This is a genomic window from Rhizorhabdus phycosphaerae (assembly GCF_011044255.1).
GTDB classification, from domain to species: Bacteria; Pseudomonadota; Alphaproteobacteria; order Sphingomonadales; family Sphingomonadaceae; genus Rhizorhabdus; species Rhizorhabdus phycosphaerae.
The window spans coordinates 1,016,169-1,033,237 of record NZ_CP049107.1; the positions used below are offsets into that span (position 1 = coordinate 1,016,169).

Below are 17,069 nucleotides of genomic sequence, written 5' to 3' on the forward strand. Positions count from 1 at the left end.
GGATGCTCGCCGCCGCTATCACCGCCCCCATGAGACGGAGGCTCGGATGAAGGCGGCGGCAGCATCGGATTATCGGCGGATCGCCCAGCGGCGCCTGCCCCATTTCCTGTTCGAATATATCGACGGCGGCGCCTATGCCGAAGTCACCCTGCGCCGCAACGTCGCCGATCTGGAGGCGATCGCGCTGCGCCAGCGCGTGCTGCGCGACGTATCCCGCCTCGACCTGTCCACCGAGCTGTTCGGCCAGAAACTCGCCTTCCCAGTCGCCCTCGCCCCGATCGGCCTCGCCGGCCTGACCGCGCGGCGCGGCGAGGTCCAGGCCGCCCGCGCGGCCGAGGCCGCCGGCATCCCCTTCACCCTGTCGACCGTCTCCGCCTGCGCGATCGACGAGGTCGCGCGCGGCACCACCCGGCCCTTCTGGTTCCAGCTCTACATGATCCGCGACCGCGCCTTCATGCGCGACCTGATCGCGAAGGCCCGCGAGGCGCGCTGCTCGGCGCTGGTGTTCACCGTCGACATGCCCGTCCCCGGCACCCGCTACCGCGACTATCGCAGCGGCCTCGCCGGTGCCGCCGGTCCGCTCGGAAAGCTGCGCCGCCTGATGCAGGGCATGGCGCGACCCGGCTGGGCCTGGGACGTCGGCATCCACGGCCGGCCCCATCATCTGGGCAATGTCGCGCCGGTGCTGGCGGGCAAGAGCGGGATCGAGGATTTCCTCGCCTGGGTCGGGTCCAATTTCGATCCGGGGATCAGCTGGACCGACCTCGATTTCGTCCGCTCGCTCTGGGACGGCCCGATCATCCTCAAGGGGATATTGGACCCGGAGGACGCCCGCGAAGCCGCCCGCAACGGCGTCGACGCTATCATCGTCTCGAACCATGGCGGGCGACAGCTAGACGGCGTCCTGTCCACCGCCCGCGCTTTGCCCCCGATCGCCGACGCGGTGGGCGACGACCTTATCCTCCTGGCCGATGGCGGCGTCCGCTCAGGTCTCGACGTGGTCCGGCTGCTGGCGCTGGGCGCCCGCACGGTGCTGCTGGGCCGCGCCTGGGTCTACGCGCTGGCCGGCGGCGGACAGGCGGGCGTCGCGCATGTCCTGCGCCTGATCGAGGCCGAGATGCGCGTGGCGATGTCGCTGACGGGGGCGACGTCGGTGGGGGAGATAGATGGGTCGATTTTGGTGGAATAGGCGGTGACCATATAAACAACCGCTTTGAATGCGGAACTTCTGCTGTCCTTTGAATGAGCGCGAGAGCAGACCTGCGGTGCGACGAACACTGTGTCGTTTGCCGACCAACATATGCAATTCGTCGGGAGGTGCGACAACGTCGGCTTGCGCCATGTTTCGCCGTTAGGCGGACATCAACCTGGCAAGCTGCAACCTGCCCCGGTGCCTTCCTCCAGCATCCGAACTGAAAACCCGAAACTTGCTATTGTTTATCGGCCAGTGAGACGGCCGCGTGCGCACGAGATAATGAGCTTCAGCTTCCATTTAGCGGTTCAGCGCGGTCTAGGTTGAACCAGCCAGGTCCCTCCTCGGCTAGGCCATGCTCAACTTGGCGCTCGCTTAGCCAGTTACTCCAGCAGCGCAAGAATTGCTGATAGCCATCGACCGAGATTCGCAGGAGCTGAAGCGCCTTCCGGTCACGCGTTCTGGCGACAAAAGCCAGCATATCCGTCGCGTCGTCTGTCTGCTGGCCATTCACATCGAGATAAGCAATTCCGCCATGAGATAATGCGTTTCGCAAGCATTCTAGGACGTCAGCTGCAGGAGCGGAAGCCGCTGCAATCATCGCCTCAGGCGCAGAGAGCGCGGCGAATTTTTCTTGAGGCCATGTCTTAGCTACCGGAAATATGTCGGTCGCCGCGACGTAGGCCCAGCTATCGGGGACAAAAAACGACGCTTCTCCGAAAGCACGGTCATGACCAAAGGTATCGTTTACGCGTGAAGCGAGAATCGGATCGAGTTCGAGATCGCTGGCCACGCCACCTTTGCCAAATAGAGGCCGAAAAAGTCGCTCCATTGGCAGAACCAGCATCGGGGTCGACATCGCGAGCAAGAACGTGGTGCGCAATGGTCCGCCCCATTCGTCGACTAGGCGACGATCTTCGCCGACCTTGTCGTTCAGTTGCTCGATCAAGCGCTGGCAACGCGTGGCGATCTCAAGGCTATAATGCTGAGGCCGGCCCATCGTTGCTCCTTAGCCTTTGATTATTCCGAACCAGATACCCGCCTGCCAGATGCCGACGCCAATCGTCACGGTCGTGCCGAACAGTCCAACCGTTTTTGCCGTACGGCTCTCAAAGATGCGGTCAAGAGCAACTCCCCAGCCACGGGACGCGGTATGCAGCTTCCCGCTAACCAGTTTCTTTATTACGCTGAAGTAAAATCCCACCTTTGCTAGCGTGGAGTTATGCATCCTGATGAACTCGTTGTTCTGGAACGCCTGAATCTCCTCTTTCCCATCGAGAAAGTGCCGGTGGACACCGCCATTCAGGTCCCAGAGCGACTTCATCTTAGGATGCGGCGCGTATTTTCCGCCATAGCGATCGGCTAGGAGGTCGTTGAGGTTCAAGCGCCGCTCGACCGGTATAACGGGCGCGTTGAGTCCCCCAAGCACCCGGTAGCGATGTTCCAGATGCTCGAAGCCGAAGGTGAGGTTTCGCATATTCCAGTGAACCCAATGCCTGTCGCGGCGATCCCGGACGAACTCGTAAAAGTCGGAGAGGAGTTTCTTCTCAATCTCGTCGAACCTATCCCGCACCTGCTCGCGTGCAATGTGCAGTTCCTCCGCGATCGCGTGCGTGGAGAAGCTGACAGTCTGCTCGGTCGCATAATGCGTTACCGCGATTGAAGTGATCTTGGGCGAAAGAGCTTCGTTCTCGTCGTAAAGACTCTCGCAAGAGTAGTGGATGATGTAGAAGTTCTCCGGGCGCTCCTTGAGCTCCTTTAGGAACCGATCACTGTTGTAGATGCTCAATCTGCCTTCCTCCCTCCGTCCGGCCACGCAGAATGTTACGGTATCGCGTGCACCCCGTACGGCAACCCCGCATATTCGAGCGTCGGGTCACTCCAAGACGATTTCAGCCCATGCCGCGCAATGTAGCTTCTAAGACGGACCTCGATGTCGGCCGGCGAAGACGGTGCGGCGCCGATCGCCGCCTCGATAGCGTTTAGCAGCGGCGAGGTCGAATGGACCCAGTCGATCGCCGAAACCTCCGGAACCGCTCGGAGAGTGCGAACCACAAAACCCGGCGACAGTCGTCGCGCTATCTCTGTGCTGATGAGAAGGAGGGAGCCCTTGCAGGCTGCGTTCGAAGCGATCTTGTCGAGGGTAACCGCGTTGATGAGCCCCTGTCCCATCACGCTCTGCAAGGTCATCACACCCTCGCCAAGCGACACCACGTCCTGATCGCCGCCCTGCACGCAGGCGTCTTGGATTTCGCGCGGGCGAGTACCAGAATAGTCGGCAAGCGGTCCCTCCGAGATCGCCGCCCGAGAAACGCATTCGACCTCCGTCGCGCCGCGCATCAGGGCAATCGCGATTGAGGCACAGCGGTCGAGATTCCGCTCGTGAAACGAGCTAGCGATGTAGAAGGCGTCCCCCGTCTGATGCGCGAACAGTCGCTCCGGCTCGCGCGGATAGCACTCTCGACCAATTGCGAAGATCAGCCGCATGAGTTGGTTTAGGCCGCGCGCCGCAAGGTCGCCGGCACTCCACAGGTTGCTGAAGCCCTCGACATCGACCCAGATGCCCCACCGGTCGTCTTCTTCCATCCGTCACCTCCAACATCGCCGCCCCGAACGCCGGATGACGGCTCATGGCAAGCGGCCCAACCACCTTGCAATCCCTACGTGGGTCAGTTTTTGCCACCTTGAGAACGCCAGCTATCGCTCAGCTTGCATCTGAAAGCTGCCGAGGCGCATGCGGCCGATCTCAGTCGGCCCATGAGATCCGGGGTGCGATCGCTGAACGTCAGCATCTACTACGGCCCGCCGTTCGCCACGTCGCCAGCGAATGGCAGAGATGTCCCGGTCTTTGACTATCCGGTTCACCCCTGAAGATCCGCCGCGCCAGCCTCCTCGCGCAACCTCGGCACCTCCACCGGCAGATCGCGCGCCAGAAAGCCGATCGCGCCATGGCGTTCGGCGGCGCGGCGGCCGGCTTCTCCGTGGAGCCACACGCCCCAGGCGGCGGCATCGAAGGGGTCGGTGCCCTGGGCCGCCAGTCCCGCGATGATGCCGGCCAGGACGTCGCCCGATCCGCCGGTCGCGAGGCCCACGCCTCCGCCGCGATAGAGGAGCGGGGTGCGGTCGGGGGACACGATCAGCGTCTCAGCCGCCTTGAGCACGACGATAGAGGCGTAGCGCTTCGCGATCTCCTGCGCGCTTTCCAGCGGGTCGCTGGCGATGTCCTCGACGTCGCGACCGCTGAGGCTCGCCATTTCGCCATGGTGCGGCGTCATGATCACCCGGCCCGCCCTTCGTCCCACCAGCGCGTGCATGCCGTTCGCGCAGGAGATCGCGGCGGCATCGAGGACGACCGACTGTTCGGGCTCCAGCAGGTCGAGCAGCCCTTCGATCAGGGCGGCGGCGCTGGGCTTGCTCACCATGCCGGGGCCGATCAGCAGCGTGTCGGCATGGCGCGCCGGTTTCTCCAGCCGAGCGACCGCCGCCGGGTCGATCTCGCCCTCCTCGTCGGTGGGCAGCGCGATCATCGCGGCTTCGGGGATGCGCACGCCCAGCGCCATGGCGGCGGCATCGACCGTGGCGACCTGGAGCTTGCCGGCCCCGCTGCGCAGCACCGCCTCGCCGGTCAGCGCGAGCGCGCCGGGCACGAACATGCTGCCGCCGATCAGGAGCACCCGGCCGCGCGCATTCTTGTCGGTACCCGCATGATGATCGGGCAGCGGGTGCGCCGCCAGCCAGCCGGCGTCGAGGGGCTCGGTGCCCGTCATCGCTCCGTCATCCGCTCCGTCATCCTCTGGCGCCCATTATCGGGTCGGGCTCGCGCGTCACCGGTGCCGCCTCGCGCTCGATCGGCGCGGTGACGTTGTAGCGCGTCAGGACGAGATTGCCGTTTCGCCCCGCGTGCGCGTCGAAGCGATATTCGGTGATCGAGCAATTGGCGACATCGGCCTCGCGGTCGATCGCCAATATCTCCGCCTCGTCGAGATTTTCGATGATGTAGCGCAGGCAGAGCACGACGACCTGATGCGCGAAGATCATCACGCGCCGCCCGGCATAATGGAGCGAGATGGTGTCGAGCACCGATCGCAGCCGCAGGATGACATCGCACCAGCTCTCGCCACCCGGCGGCCGGTGATAGAATTTGCCCATCAGCCTGCGAAACTCGGCCTGTTCGGGATGGACGCTGCCGATGCCGCGCGTCGTCAGGCCGTCGAGGATGCCGAACTCCTTCTCGCGCAGCCGCTCGTCCATGCAGATCGCTTCGTCGGGCTCGGCGCCGCCCGCCTGCCGGAAGCGGCGCGCGGTCTGCATCGCGCGACGATAGGGCGAGGACAGCAGCACGTCGGGGCGTTCGTCAGCAGCGGCCATGCGGAACCAGTGACCGAGCGCATCGGCCTGGCGCTCGCCCAGCGCACTCAGCGGCACGTCGACGTCGCGGCCATGGATCGCGATTCGGTCCATCTCGGCCTCATGCGCGGCGTCGCGCGCGACGTTGCCCGCGCTCTGGCCGTGCCGGACGAGCCACAGACGGTCGGGCCAGCGCTGCATCAGCGCAGGGTCCCGCCGAAGGTGTCGCACTGCGCGGGATCGCCGCTGGCAAGGCCGCGCTTGAGCCAGGCCTGGCGTTCGGCGGCGCTGCCATGGGTGAAGGCTTCGGGGACGACCTCGCCCTGCGACGCCTTTTGCAGCGTGTCGTCGCCGACCGCCGCCGCCGCGCGCAGGCCGGCCTCGGCATCGCCGGGTTCGAGCAGGTTGCGGTCCTGCGCGGCCCAGACGCCGGCATAGCAATCCGCCTGCAGCTCGACCTTCACCTGCAGCGCATTGCCTTCACGCTCGCTCAGCTGCCGTTGCGCGCGCTGGACCTGACCGAGCGTGCCTTCCAGCGCCTGTATATGGTGCCCGACTTCATGGGCGATGACATAGGCCTGCGCGAAGTCTCCGGGGGCACCGAAGCGGTTGGCGAGTTCGTCGAAGAAGGCGGTGTCGAGATAGATGCGGCTGTCCGCCGGGCAATAGAAGGGGCCGGCCGACGCGTTGGCGAAGCCGCAGCCCGCCTGCGTGCCGCCCGAATAGAAGATCAGCTTCGTCGGCCGATAGGTCGCGCCCTGCGCTTCGAACAGGCGGCCCCAGACGCGCTCGGTCGAGCCGAGGATCTTGAGCGACTGGCTCATCACCGGCGTCTTCTCAGCCGGGGCCGCGCCCGGCACGCTGCGCTCGCTCGTCGGCGCGACCTGACCCGATCCGCCGAGCAGCGAGAGCGGGTTCACGCCCAGCACCATCGATATGATCAGGATGACCACCAGCGAGCCGCAGCCAAGCCCACCCCGCCCGAGTGGAATGCCGATCGGAAGCCCGAAGCCCCCGCCGCCGCCCGATCGTATCTCGAAATTGCTGCTTTCGCTTTCGTCGTCGAGCCGCATGCCTGCCTCCGTCGCAGAACAATGCGCCGCGCGCCTAATGGTTGCGCGCAGGCGTTCAGGCGAGGAAGCCGGCCTCCAGCGCGTAACGGTCGCCCGGATAGGTCAGCCTGACCCAGGTGATCCGCGCGTCGTTGCGCCACGTCCAGCGTTCGACCGAGAGACAGGGCGAGCCGAGCGGGACGCCCAGTCGCTCGGCCACGGGCTGCTTGGCGGCGATGGCGCTGATCCGGTGGCGCGCGTCGGTCCAGGGTACATGGCCCAGCAGCCAGCGGCCGGGGCTTTCACTCGCAAAGTCCACCGAGCGAGCCGCCGGCACCGCATCGAGGCTGATCAGCCGCTCCTCCAGCGCGAAGGGCCGCTCATCCGCGCGGTGCAGGCAGCGCAGCCACAGCACCGCCCCGCCCTCGACGCCCAGCCGCTCGCGGTCGAGCGCGTCGGCCTCGCGCTCGACGCGCTCGATCAGGCCCAGCCGATGGACCTGCCCCCGCGCGGCGATCTCGACCGAGACGTCGGGGATTTCCAGCGCGGCGCGGTGCGCGGTGGGGGCTGCGACGAAGCTCCCGGCGCGCTTGCGGCGCTCGATCAATCCCCGGTCGACGAGGCCGTCGATCGCCTTGTGCACGGTCATGCGCGAACAACCGTAGGTCGTCATCAGCTCATGTTCGGGCGGCAGGCGATGTCCCGCCTCCCACAGGCCCGACATGATGCGCTCCTCGATCTCCTGCCGGATGCGATCATGGATCGAGATGCGCTTCATGCGAGCAGGTCCTCCAGCGTGCGGCGATAGCGGGCGGCGATGCGATCCCGCTCGACATGGCGACCGCCCCTAACGACCTGCCGCCCGCGTCGCCAGACCCCGTCGATCGCACGCGAACCGGCGGCGAAGATCAGCCCGTCGAGGATGGCATCGCCGCGCCGGCCCGCCAGCGAGACATGCGCCATGTCGAGCGTGACGAAATCGGCCGGGCCTTCGGCGATCGCGCTGACGGCACCCAGCGCCTGCCCGCCCCCGGCCAGCGCCGTGCGGTACAGCGCGCCGCCGGTCGATCCGCCGGCTTCGGCGAACAGGTTGCGGCGCCGCCGAACCAGACGCTGGCCATATTCGAGCAGCCGCAATTCCTCGGTCGCATCAACCAGCACGTTGGAATCCGATCCGATCCCGATCGCCCCGCCGAAATGCTCGGCCGGAAAGATGCCGTCCCCCAGATTGGCTTCGGTGATCGGGCAGAGCCCCGCGACGACGCCCGCCTCGCGCATCCGCCGCGCCTCGCCGGGCGTGACATGGGTCGCATGCACGAGGCACCAGTCGGGACCGACGGGCGCATGGTCGAGCAGCCAGTCGACCGGTCGCGCTCCGCTCCAGGCGAGGCAGTCCGCGACCTCCTTTTCCTGTTCGGCGATGTGGATGTGGATCGGGCCGGGGCTCAGCGCCGCGACGGCGCGCAATTGCTCCCCGGTCGTCGCGCGCAGGCTGTGCGGCGCCACGCCCAGCACCGCGTCGGGCAGGTCGGCGACGACGGGCCCAAGCGCCTCGACCAGCCGGGCGAAGCCGTCGACATTGTGGAGGAAACGCCGCTGCGCCTCGCCCGCCGGTTGCGCACCGAACCCGCCATGGGCGTAGAAGACCGGAAGATGGGTCAGCGCGATACCGCTCTCGCGCGCCGCCTCGACGATCGCGCGGCTCATCGTCGCCGGGTCGGCATAGGCCGCGCCATCGCGGTCATGGTGGAGATAGTGAAACTCGCCGACGCGGGTGAAGCCCGTCTCCAGCATCTCGACATAGGCCATGGCGGCGATCGCGAGCAGCTGATCGGGCGTCATCCGGCCGACGAAGCGGTACATCAGCTCGCGCCAGGTCCAGAAGCTGTCGGGGCCGTGCCCCGCGACCTCGGCGAGCCCCGCCATGCCGCGCTGGAAGGCGTGGCTGTGGAGGTTGGGCAATCCTGGCAAGGCAACGGCCGCGCGCTCATCACCCGCTTCGGCAGGCTGACCGGCCCGGACTTGCTCGATCCAGCCCGTATCGCTGACGGCAACGCGCACGTCGTCGGCCCATCCGTCGGGCAGCAGCGCCTGGCCGAAATGAAAGTGCCTGTCCGCCATCCCGGCCCTCCTTCGATAATGTCTATACATTATTGAAAGCCGGTGCAATGATGATGGCGGAGACTCGAAACATGCGGTGCGACCGTCTTTGGAAACAGGCGCGGCTGGCGACGATGGCCGGCGCCGGGTTGGGCGTCGTCGATGACGGCGTCGTGGCCGCGCGCGACGGCGACATCCTCTATGCCGGACCGGCGGCAGACGCTCCCCGCTTCGACCCGGTCGAGGCGACCGACTGCGGCGGCCGCTGGATCACGCCCGGCCTGATCGACTGCCACACCCACATCGTCCACGCCGGCAACCGCGCGCATGAATTCGAGCTGCGCCTGAAGGGTGCGTCCTACGAAGAGATCGCGCGCGCCGGCGGCGGCATCGTCTCGACCATGGCGGCGACGCGCGCGACCGACGAGGATGGACTGCTGGAGGGCGCCCTGCCCCGCATCGACAGACTGATCGCCGAGGGGGTGACGACGGTCGAGATCAAGTCGGGCTATGGGCTGGATCTCGAGACAGAACTGCGCATGTTGCGCGCGGCCCGCCGGATCGGGACCGCGCGGGCGATCACCGTGCGGACGACGCTGCTCGGCGCCCATGCGCTGCCGCCCGAATATCGCGACGATGCGGACGGCTACGTCGATCTGGTCTGCACGCAGATGATCCCGGCTGCGGCCGAAGCCGAGCTGGCCGACGCGGTCGACGCCTTTTGCGAGGGGATCGGCTTCACCCCCTACCAGACGCAGCGCGTGTTCGATGCCGCGCGCAAGGCGGGCCTGCCGGTCAAGCTGCACGCCGAGCAACTCTCCAACCTTCATGGCGCCCGGCTGGCGGCCGAAGCCGGCGCACTGTCGGCCGACCATCTAGAATATCTGGACGACGACGGCATCGCCGCAATGGCGCGCGCGGGTACCGTCGCGACGCTCCTTCCCGGCGCCTTCTATTTCACTCGCGAGGAGCGCAAGCCGCCGGTCGCAGCGCTGCGCGCGGCGGGCGTACCGATCGCGCTCGCGACCGACTGCAACCCCGGCACCTCGCCGCTGACCTCGCTCCTGCTGGCGATGAACATGGGGGCGACGCTGTTCCGGCTGACGGTCGAGGAATGCCTGGTCGGGGTGACGCGCAACGCGGCGCGGGCGCTGGGCCTGCACGGACGAACCGGCACGCTGGAGGCGGGCAAGCAATGCGACCTCGCCATCTGGAATGTCGAGCGTCTGGCCGAACTGGTCTATCGGATGGGGGACAACCCTCTCCACGACCGCGTGTGGAAGGGATTATGAACAGGATTTTCTTGAAGCCCGGCGCGGTATCGCTGGCCGACTGGCGCGCCATCTATCGCGGCGCGATGCCCACGCTGGACCCCGCCTCGCTCGACGCGATCAAGGCCAGCGCGGCCGCCGTCGAGCGGATCATCGCCCAGCACAAGCCCGTCTATGGCCTGAACACCGGCTTCGGTAAGCTCGCCAGCGTCAAGATCGGCGACGAGGATCTCGCCACGCTCCAGCGCAACATCGTGCTGAGCCATGCGGCGGGAACAGGCGCCCCCTCCCCCGCGCCAATCGTGCGGCTGATGATGGCGCTCAAGCTCGCCAGCCTCGCGCAGGGCGCATCGGGCGTCCGGCCCGAGACGGTCCGGCTGCTGGAAGCGATGCTGTTCGCGGGCCTCACGCCGGTCGTGCCGGCACAGGGGTCGGTCGGCGCCAGCGGCGACCTCGCCCCGCTCGCACATATGGCGGCCGCGATGATCGGCGTGGGCCATATCGAGATTGCGGGCCAGACGCTGACCGCGGCGGGAGCGCTGGCCAAGGCCGGGCTGAACCCGCTGACACTTGGCCCCAAGGAAGGGCTCGCGCTGCTCAACGGCACGCAATTCTCCACCGCCAACGCGCTGGCCGGGCTGTTCGAGACGGAAACGCTGTTCCAGTCGGCGCTGGTGACGGGCGCGCTGGCGACCGAGGCCGCGAAAGGCTCGGACACGCCGTTCGACGACCGCATCCACCAGCTGCGCCGCCAGCCGGGCCAGATCGAGGTCGCCGCGACGCTGCGCGGGCTGATGGCCGGGTCGGCGATACGGGCCAGCCACCTCGACAATGACGCACGCGTGCAGGATCCCTATTGCCTGCGCTGCCAGCCGCAGGTGATGGGCGCGGTGCTCGACATGCTGCGCCATGCCGCCGGCACGCTGGAGACCGAAGCCAATGGCGTCACCGACAATCCGCTGATCTTCCCCGATACCGACGAGGCGCTGTCCGGCGGCAATTTCCACGCCGAGCCCGTCGCCTTCGCCGCCGACATGATCGCGCTCGCCATATGCGAGATCGGGTCGATCACCGAGCGCCGCATCGCGATGCTGGTCGATCCGGCGCTGTCGGGTCTGCCCGCCTTCCTCACGCCGAAGCCCGGGCTCAATTCGGGCTTCATGATCCCGCAGGTGACGGCGGCTGCGCTGGTGTCGGAGAACAAGCAGCGCGCCACCCCCGCCAGCGTGGATTCGCTGCCGACCTCCGCCAATCAGGAGGACCATGTCTCGATGGCAGCCCATGGCGCGCGGCGGCTGCTCGACATGGCCGCCAATGCGCAGGCCGTGGTGGGGATCGAACTTCTGGCGGCCGCGCAAGGCTGCGACTTCCACCAGCCGCTTGTCTCCAGCGAAGCGCTGGAAGCGGTCCGCCGGCTGTTGCGGGCGCAGGTGCCGACGCTGGAGGACGACCGCCATTTCCATCCCGACATGGAGGCGGCCAATGCCCTTGTCCGCTCGGGTGCCGTGGTTGCCGCTGCCGCATCCGACCTGCCGGGGATCGCATGACCGGCTGGCTGGAGATCGACCGCGGCGAGGCGCCCCTGATCGTGGCCTTTCCGCACAGCGGCACCGACATTCCCGCCGACTATGAACCGCGCTTCGTCTCGCCCTGGCTGGCGCGCAAGGACGCCGATTGGTGGATCGACCGCGTCTATGGCTTTGCGGGCGAACTCGGCGCGACGACCATCCGCACGCGGATTTCGCGCAGCGTGATCGACGTCAACCGCGACCCTTCGGGGGCGTCGCTCTACCCCGGCATGACCACGACCGAGCTCTGCCCCACGACGACCTTCGCCGGCGAGCACCTCTATCGCGACGGCGGGCCGGACGAAGCGGACATAGAAGAGCGCCGGCGCCGCTTCTTCGAACCCTATCATCAGGCGCTGGAAACCGAGATCGACCGCCTGCGCTCACGGCACGGACAGGTAGTGCTGTACGACGCGCATTCGATCCTCAGCCATATGCCCCGCCTGTTCGATGGCGAGCTGCCGCTGTTCAACATCGGCACCAACACCGGCATGAGCTGCGCCAGCGCCTTGCGCGACGCCGTTACGGCAGTGGTGGCCGCCAGCGGCGAAAGCCATGTCGTCGACGGTCGCTTCCGGGGCGGCTGGACGACGCGCCATCATGGGCGGCCGCAGGACCATGTCCATGCGATCCAGATGGAGTTGTCGATGCGCGGCTATCTGCAAGAGCCGGAGGCTCCCGATCCCGACAACTGGCCAGCGCCCTTCGCGCCCAAGGCAGCGACCATCGATACGCTCCGGCAGGTGCTGACCGCCTGCCTCGACTTCGCCCGCACCCGCTGAACGGAAGAGCCATGACCCGTCTCGACAACAGCCGCACCATCCGCCCCGCCACCGGCACCACTCTTTCGGCCAAAAGCTGGCTGACCGAAGCGCCGCTGCGGATGCTGATGAACAACCTTCACCCGGACGTCGCCGAGCGGCCCGAGGAGCTGGTCGTCTATGGCGGGATCGGCCGGGCGGCGCGCGACTGGGAGAGCTATGACCGGATCGTCGAGACGCTGCGGCGGCTGGAAGACGACCAGACGCTGCTGATTCAGTCGGGCAAGCCGGTCGGCGTATTCCGGACTCACGCCGACGCGCCGCGCGTGCTGATCGCCAATTCCAACCTCGTGCCGAAATGGGCGACCTGGGAGCATTTCGCCGAGCTCGATCGCAAGGGGCTGGCGATGTACGGCCAGATGACCGCCGGCAGCTGGATCTATATCGGTACCCAGGGCATCGTTCAGGGCACCTACGAGACCTTCGTCGAAATGGGGCGCCAGCATTGTGGCGGCGACCTGTCGGGTCGCTGGCTGCTGACCGCAGGTCTCGGCGGCATGGGTGGCGCGCAGCCGCTGGCCGCGGTGATGGCGGGTGCGTCCTGCCTCGCGATCGAATGCCAGCCGAGCCGGATCGAGATGCGCCTGCGCACCGGCTATCTCGACCGCGCCGCCGAGACGATCGACGAAGCGATGGCGATGATCGAGGAGAGCTGCGCCGCGCGGGCCCCATTGTCGGTCGGTCTGCTCGGCAATGCCGCCGAACTGCTGCCGGAACTTTACCGCCGCGGCATCCGGCCCGATCTGCTGACCGACCAGACCTCGGCCCATGATCCGGTCAATGGCTATCTGCCCGCCGGCTGGACCGTCGCCGAATGGATCGAGCGCCGCGAACGCGAGCCGGAGGTGGTCGCCAGGGCCGCCAAGGCATCGATGGCCACCCATGTCCGTGCGATGCTCGACTTCCAGGCGGCGGGCGTACCGACCACGGACTATGGCAACAACATCCGGCAGATGGCGAAAGACGAGGGCGTCGACAACGCGTTCGACTTCCCCGGCTTCGTGCCCGCCTATATCCGTCCGCTCTTCTGCAGGGGTGTCGGCCCGTTCCGCTGGGCGGCGCTGTCGGGCGATCCGGAGGACATCTGGAAGACCGACGCCAAGGTGAAGGAGCTGCTCCCCGACGACGCGCATCTCCACCGCTGGCTCGACATGGCGCGCGAGCGCATCCACTTCCAGGGCCTGCCCGCGCGGATCTGCTGGGTGGGCTTGGGCGACCGGCACCGGCTCGGCCTAGCGTTCAACGCAATGGTCGCCAGCGGCGAACTTAAGGCGCCCGTGGTGATCGGCCGCGATCATCTCGACAGCGGATCGGTTGCCAGCCCCAATCGCGAAACCGAGGCGATGCGCGACGGCAGCGATGCCGTGTCGGACTGGCCGCTCCTGAACGCGCTGCTCAACACCGCTTCGGGCGCGACCTGGGTCTCGCTGCACCATGGCGGGGGAGTCGGCATGGGCTATTCGCAGCATTCGGGGATGGTGATCGTCGCCGACGGGAGCGAGGCGGCCGCACGCCGCCTTGAGCGGGTCCTCTGGAACGACCCGGCCACGGGGGTGATGCGTCATGCCGATGCGGGCTATGACATCGCGCTCGATTGTGCGCGTGCGCGGGGGCTGGACCTGCCGGGCATAATGGACCGACCATTACGCTAGGGTAACGGCCTCCTATTGTCGCAACGCTTCCGTAACATTTGCTTTTGGTTAACCCTCAAAGGCCCATTGCCCACCCCGAGAGGAGAAGGCCATGGACCTGGCGGCCGTTCCGCGTTCCGTGAAGGACGTGCAATCCAAGGCACTGACGGACGAGGATTTTAGGGACCGGATCGCGACCTATAATGCCGGCGGCCAGCTGCGGCAGCGGTTGGCGGCGGTGTGGGAGCGCGCATCGGACATCATCCTCGACGCGGCCCGCCTCCATTGGGAGCCGGTGCTCCGTGTGTTGCGCGATAAGCGCGAGGACGAAAGCCTGTCGTTCGACGTCGCCGATCTCGTCGAGCGGCGCCGCTTTCTCTACACCCGTCCGATCGATCTCGAATGGATGCGGATCCTCAACCAGACGGCCAAGTTCATCCATCGGCTGCAGGTGGCACCGCCCGTCTTCCTCATGAACATGTATGGCGAGACGCATCTGGCGGTCGATCGCATCGCGGAGCGCTTTGCCGATGATCCCGGATTCGTCCTGTTCGCGCAGCGCAGCATCAACATGCTTGGCGGCATCGAGCTGGAATTGACCCTCTCCTACGACAATGCCGTCCGGCAGAAGCGCTCGCTCGCGGCGCGGGAATCCGCCAGCGAGGCCTTTCGGACCGACATCGGCGACATTCTCTCGACCACGCGCGTCCGATCGCGCTCGCTGAGCAAGCAGACCGGCGCGACGGCATCGGCGGCGCGCGGCATGCTGAGCAAGGCGTCCGAGGTGGCTGCGGCATCGGAGCAGTCGGCCGGTGCGATGCGTCAGGCGGCAGTCACTGCGGCGGGGCTCATTCGCGCGATCGCCGACGCACGCCGGGAGGTCGATGTCGCGGCGAGCGTGGCGACGCGGGCAGCGGACCAGTCGGCGGACGCCGTCGCCGTATCGGAGGCCCTGTCGACGCACGCGCGGGCGATCGAGTCCATCCTTGGCCTCATCCGCGACGTCGCGGGACAGACCAATCTCCTGGCGCTCAACGCCACCATAGAAGCCGCCCGGGCCGGCGATGCCGGGCGCGGCTTTGCGGTGGTTGCGCAGGAGGTCAAGGATCTTGCCAGCCAGACCGCGCGCGCCACTGACGACATCGCCCGGAAAATCGATGCCATCCAATCCGCCGCGCGGCGGGCGCTGGACGCAAACGGATCGATCCGTACTACTGTGGGCGAAGTCGAACGGCTCGCGGGCCGTATCCGCCAGGCAATGGACGAGCAGGCAAAGACCGTGACGACCATAACGACCGCCGTCGACGAGACCGCGCTGTCCGCCGATTCCATGTCCTCGACCATTGCCGCGATCCGCGCCGACACCGAAGCGGTGGCCAGCGAGATCGACGCGGTGGCCACTGGCTTCAGGGATGTCGACGACGAGCTTGGGCGGCTGGAAAGCACCGCCCATGATTTCGCCGCGCGTTTCGCGGACTGAACCGCCCGCTGCGCCGGGCGTCAGTTCCAGACCAGCGGGAGCGCGGTGCAGGCCCCGACATTGCCGCCCTTCATCAGCACGGGCTTGTCGGGATCGAGCCGGATGTCGGGCATGTTGGCGAGCCATTCGCGCAGGAACACGATGACCTCCATGCGCGCCAGCCCCGCGCCGACGCAGCGATGCGCGCCCGCGCCCAGCGTGGTATGCCGCGTCGGATTGAGCGCACGGTCGTAGCGGACCTCTTCGGGCGCGTCGAAGCTGGCGGGGTCGAGATTGTGCAACACGCTCGGCAGATAAACGATGTCCCCCGCGCGGATGCGGACCCCGTCGACGTCCATGTCGACGACGGCGTTTCGGCTGACCGACACGGTCGGGTAGCGGCGCATCAGTTCGTCCGCAGCCTGGGGCAGCAATTCCGGATGGGCGCGCAGGAAAGCCTGATCCTGCGGATGGCGCGCCAGATGGAGCGTTATCATGCCGATCATCGCGACGACCGTATCGAGGCCGCCGAATAGCAGATTGCGGCACATGCGCCGCGCATCATCCATGGTCCACGGCCGGCCGTCGACACCCGCGACGAATATCCGGCTGAACAGGTCCTCGCCCGGATTGGCCATGCGCGCCTCGATGAAGGGACGCAGATATTCGTCGGCAGCGTCGCGCAACTGCTCGACCGTCATCGAACCGTCGGGGCGGGTCAGCTGCGCGCCCAGAGCGCGCAGGCGTGGCCGGTCGGACAGGGGAACATCGATCAGCGTCAGGAAGATGTGCAGCGGCAATATCTCGGCGAATTCCTCGACGAACTCGCAGGCGCCGGCGGGCTTGATCGTCGCGATCAGTTCACGCGTCACCTCGGCGACCTTGGGCTCGAGCGCGACCACATAGCGCGAGGCGAGCCCCTTCATCACCGACATCCGATAGGGCCCATGCTCGGGCGGGTCCTGCTGCAGGGGAATGAACTTCATCACCTCGCCAAGGCCCGGCGTCACCGCAAGGACGTCGCTCGACAGCCGTTCGCTGTCCGCCCAGAGGCTACGGACCAGCTCGCCACGCGTCGCGATCCAGTGCCCGCCATTCGCCGTGGTCCATAGCAGCCCTGGTCCATCCGGACGGGCAAGGCCCTGCCATGCCGCGAAATAGTCCCGCTCGCCTCCCGGCGGATTGAAGATGTCGAAATCCACGATCCGGTCGGCGGTTATCCCGGGCGGTGCACCCATTGCGTCTCTCTCCCTGGGCGTCGGCAAAGGTCGCGCCCCACCGTGACAATCGGTCAGCGCTGTTCCCTTTGCATCTGTGACTAAGGACAGCCCGCCGTCGCAGCCTGAGCATCAGCTACCAGCAGCGTGAATGCAGCAGCCATGTCACAAAGCACAGCAATATTCACATAATATTTCGCAGATCCAGCCACTGCCGCACGAATAGGACCAGCACTGCCTCAATGGCGCTGCGGCGGATACTGCGCGCTCAACATATATATACATATGAATGGATCATGTGGATGCACGGCGTCTGGCTGAATAAGCGATGAACGTGGCTCTTTTGGCGTGCTCGACTATGAAGCCGCCGAACAATATTCTCCAACTTTCTCATTCGTAAAAATGCAAGAC

15 protein-coding genes are annotated in these 17,069 nt (G+C 66.8%); 6 read left to right on the forward strand and 9 right to left on the reverse strand.

The genetic code is table 11. The features are described 5' to 3' along the window. Positions 1-46: 46 nt before the first annotated feature. Positions 47-1,189 carry an FMN-dependent L-lactate dehydrogenase LldD gene (gene lldD / locus G6P88_RS04650; RefSeq protein ID WP_165322056.1) on the forward strand — a complete coding sequence of 381 codons (1,143 nt, stop codon included), beginning with the start codon at positions 47-49 and terminating at the stop codon, positions 1,187-1,189. A gap of 292 nt (positions 1,190-1,481) precedes the next feature. Here the strand turns inward: lldD and G6P88_RS04655 are convergent, their stop codons facing one another. The 8 genes from G6P88_RS04655 to G6P88_RS04690 all read right to left on the reverse strand — a co-directional run bounded on the left by G6P88_RS04655 (position 1,482) and on the right by G6P88_RS04690 (position 8,712). After that, positions 1,482-2,192 (reverse strand): hypothetical protein, encoded by a 711-nt coding sequence (locus G6P88_RS04655; protein WP_206335858.1) that lies wholly within the window; start codon positions 2,190-2,192, stop codon positions 1,482-1,484. 9 nt (positions 2,193-2,201) lie between these two features. Further along, a complete protein-coding gene (locus G6P88_RS04660; protein ID WP_165322058.1) occupies positions 2,202-2,981 on the reverse strand; it encodes a hypothetical protein in 780 nt (259 codons plus the stop codon). Between the two features lie 35 nt (positions 2,982-3,016). After that, a complete protein-coding gene (locus G6P88_RS04665; RefSeq protein ID WP_165322059.1) occupies positions 3,017-3,778 on the reverse strand; it encodes a hypothetical protein in 762 nt (253 codons plus the stop codon). A gap of 275 nt (positions 3,779-4,053) precedes the next feature. After that, positions 4,054-4,959 carry an NAD(P)H-hydrate dehydratase gene (locus G6P88_RS04670; protein ID WP_165322060.1) on the reverse strand — a complete coding sequence of 302 codons (906 nt, stop codon included), beginning with the start codon at positions 4,957-4,959 and terminating at the stop codon, positions 4,054-4,056. Between the two features lie 19 nt (positions 4,960-4,978). Beyond that, complete coding sequence (locus G6P88_RS04675; RefSeq protein ID WP_165322061.1) at positions 4,979-5,740, reverse strand: histidine phosphatase family protein; 762 nt, start codon at positions 5,738-5,740, stop codon at positions 4,979-4,981. After that, on the reverse strand, positions 5,740-6,612 hold the full coding sequence (ypfJ, locus tag G6P88_RS04680) for a KPN_02809 family neutral zinc metallopeptidase (RefSeq protein ID WP_165322062.1): 873 nt from the start codon (positions 6,610-6,612) through the stop codon (positions 5,740-5,742). The genes G6P88_RS04675 and ypfJ overlap by 1 nt, the downstream gene beginning before the upstream one ends. A 55-nt stretch (positions 6,613-6,667) precedes the next feature. After that, positions 6,668-7,369 carry a histidine utilization transcriptional repressor HutC gene (gene hutC, locus G6P88_RS04685; RefSeq protein ID WP_165322063.1) on the reverse strand — a complete coding sequence of 234 codons (702 nt, stop codon included), beginning with the start codon at positions 7,367-7,369 and terminating at the stop codon, positions 6,668-6,670. Further along, positions 7,366-8,712, reverse strand: a complete 1,347-nt coding sequence (locus G6P88_RS04690; protein ID WP_165322064.1) for a formimidoylglutamate deiminase — start codon at positions 8,710-8,712, stop codon at positions 7,366-7,368. Before G6P88_RS04690 ends, hutC begins: the two co-directional genes overlap by 4 nt. Before the next feature lie 71 nt (positions 8,713-8,783). On the opposite strand from G6P88_RS04690, the gene hutI reads away from it, so the two are divergent. The 5 genes from hutI to G6P88_RS04715 all read left to right on the forward strand — a co-directional run bounded on the left by hutI (position 8,784) and on the right by G6P88_RS04715 (position 15,462). After that, the gene (gene hutI, locus G6P88_RS04695; RefSeq protein WP_165322065.1) at positions 8,784-9,983 is read left to right on the forward strand and encodes an imidazolonepropionase; all 1,200 of its coding nucleotides are present in this window, start codon (positions 8,784-8,786) and stop codon (positions 9,981-9,983) included. Then, on the forward strand, positions 9,980-11,509 hold the full coding sequence (hutH, locus tag G6P88_RS04700) for a histidine ammonia-lyase (protein WP_165322066.1): 1,530 nt from the start codon (positions 9,980-9,982) through the stop codon (positions 11,507-11,509). Before hutI ends, hutH begins: the two co-directional genes overlap by 4 nt. Beyond that, complete coding sequence (hutG, locus tag G6P88_RS04705) at positions 11,506-12,312, forward strand: N-formylglutamate deformylase (protein ID WP_165322067.1); 807 nt, start codon at positions 11,506-11,508, stop codon at positions 12,310-12,312. Before hutH ends, hutG begins: the two co-directional genes overlap by 4 nt. 11 nt (positions 12,313-12,323) lie before the next feature. Beyond that, on the forward strand, positions 12,324-14,003 hold the full coding sequence (gene hutU, locus G6P88_RS04710; RefSeq protein ID WP_165322068.1) for a urocanate hydratase: 1,680 nt from the start codon (positions 12,324-12,326) through the stop codon (positions 14,001-14,003). Between the two features lie 91 nt (positions 14,004-14,094). After that, on the forward strand, positions 14,095-15,462 hold the full coding sequence (locus G6P88_RS04715; protein WP_165322069.1) for a methyl-accepting chemotaxis protein: 1,368 nt from the start codon (positions 14,095-14,097) through the stop codon (positions 15,460-15,462). Between the two features lie 20 nt (positions 15,463-15,482). On the opposite strand, the gene G6P88_RS04720 is transcribed toward G6P88_RS04715, so the two are convergent. Continuing rightward, positions 15,483-16,679, reverse strand: coding sequence for a cytochrome P450 (locus tag G6P88_RS04720; RefSeq protein WP_165322070.1), 1,197 nt, complete (start codon positions 16,677-16,679; stop codon positions 15,483-15,485). Positions 16,680-17,069 lie beyond the last annotated feature (390 nt).

Coding starts and splice junctions, on each gene's coding strand:
- G6P88_RS04665 (WP_165322059.1), bottom strand. CDS start 3,778: ATGGAAGAAGACGACCGGTGGGGCATCTGGGTCGATGTCGAGGGCTTC.
- lldD (WP_165322056.1), top strand. CDS start 47: ATGAAGGCGGCGGCAGCATCGGATTATCGGCGGATCGCCCAGCGGCGC.
- hutG (WP_165322067.1), top strand. CDS start 11,506: ATGACCGGCTGGCTGGAGATCGACCGCGGCGAGGCGCCCCTGATCGTG.
- hutI (WP_165322065.1), top strand. CDS start 8,784: ATGCGGTGCGACCGTCTTTGGAAACAGGCGCGGCTGGCGACGATGGCC.
- hutH (WP_165322066.1), top strand. CDS start 9,980: ATGAACAGGATTTTCTTGAAGCCCGGCGCGGTATCGCTGGCCGACTGG.
- G6P88_RS04720 (WP_165322070.1), bottom strand. CDS start 16,679: ATGGGTGCACCGCCCGGGATAACCGCCGACCGGATCGTGGATTTCGAC.
- G6P88_RS04655 (WP_206335858.1), bottom strand. CDS start 2,192: ATGGGCCGGCCTCAGCATTATAGCCTTGAGATCGCCACGCGTTGCCAG.
- hutC (WP_165322063.1), bottom strand. CDS start 7,369: ATGAAGCGCATCTCGATCCATGATCGCATCCGGCAGGAGATCGAGGAG.
- G6P88_RS04715 (WP_165322069.1), top strand. CDS start 14,095: ATGGACCTGGCGGCCGTTCCGCGTTCCGTGAAGGACGTGCAATCCAAG.
- ypfJ (WP_165322062.1), bottom strand. CDS start 6,612: ATGCGGCTCGACGACGAAAGCGAAAGCAGCAATTTCGAGATACGATCG.
- G6P88_RS04670 (WP_165322060.1), bottom strand. CDS start 4,959: ATGACGGGCACCGAGCCCCTCGACGCCGGCTGGCTGGCGGCGCACCCG.
- G6P88_RS04675 (WP_165322061.1), bottom strand. CDS start 5,740: ATGCAGCGCTGGCCCGACCGTCTGTGGCTCGTCCGGCACGGCCAGAGC.
- G6P88_RS04690 (WP_165322064.1), bottom strand. CDS start 8,712: ATGGCGGACAGGCACTTTCATTTCGGCCAGGCGCTGCTGCCCGACGGA.
- hutU (WP_165322068.1), top strand. CDS start 12,324: ATGACCCGTCTCGACAACAGCCGCACCATCCGCCCCGCCACCGGCACC.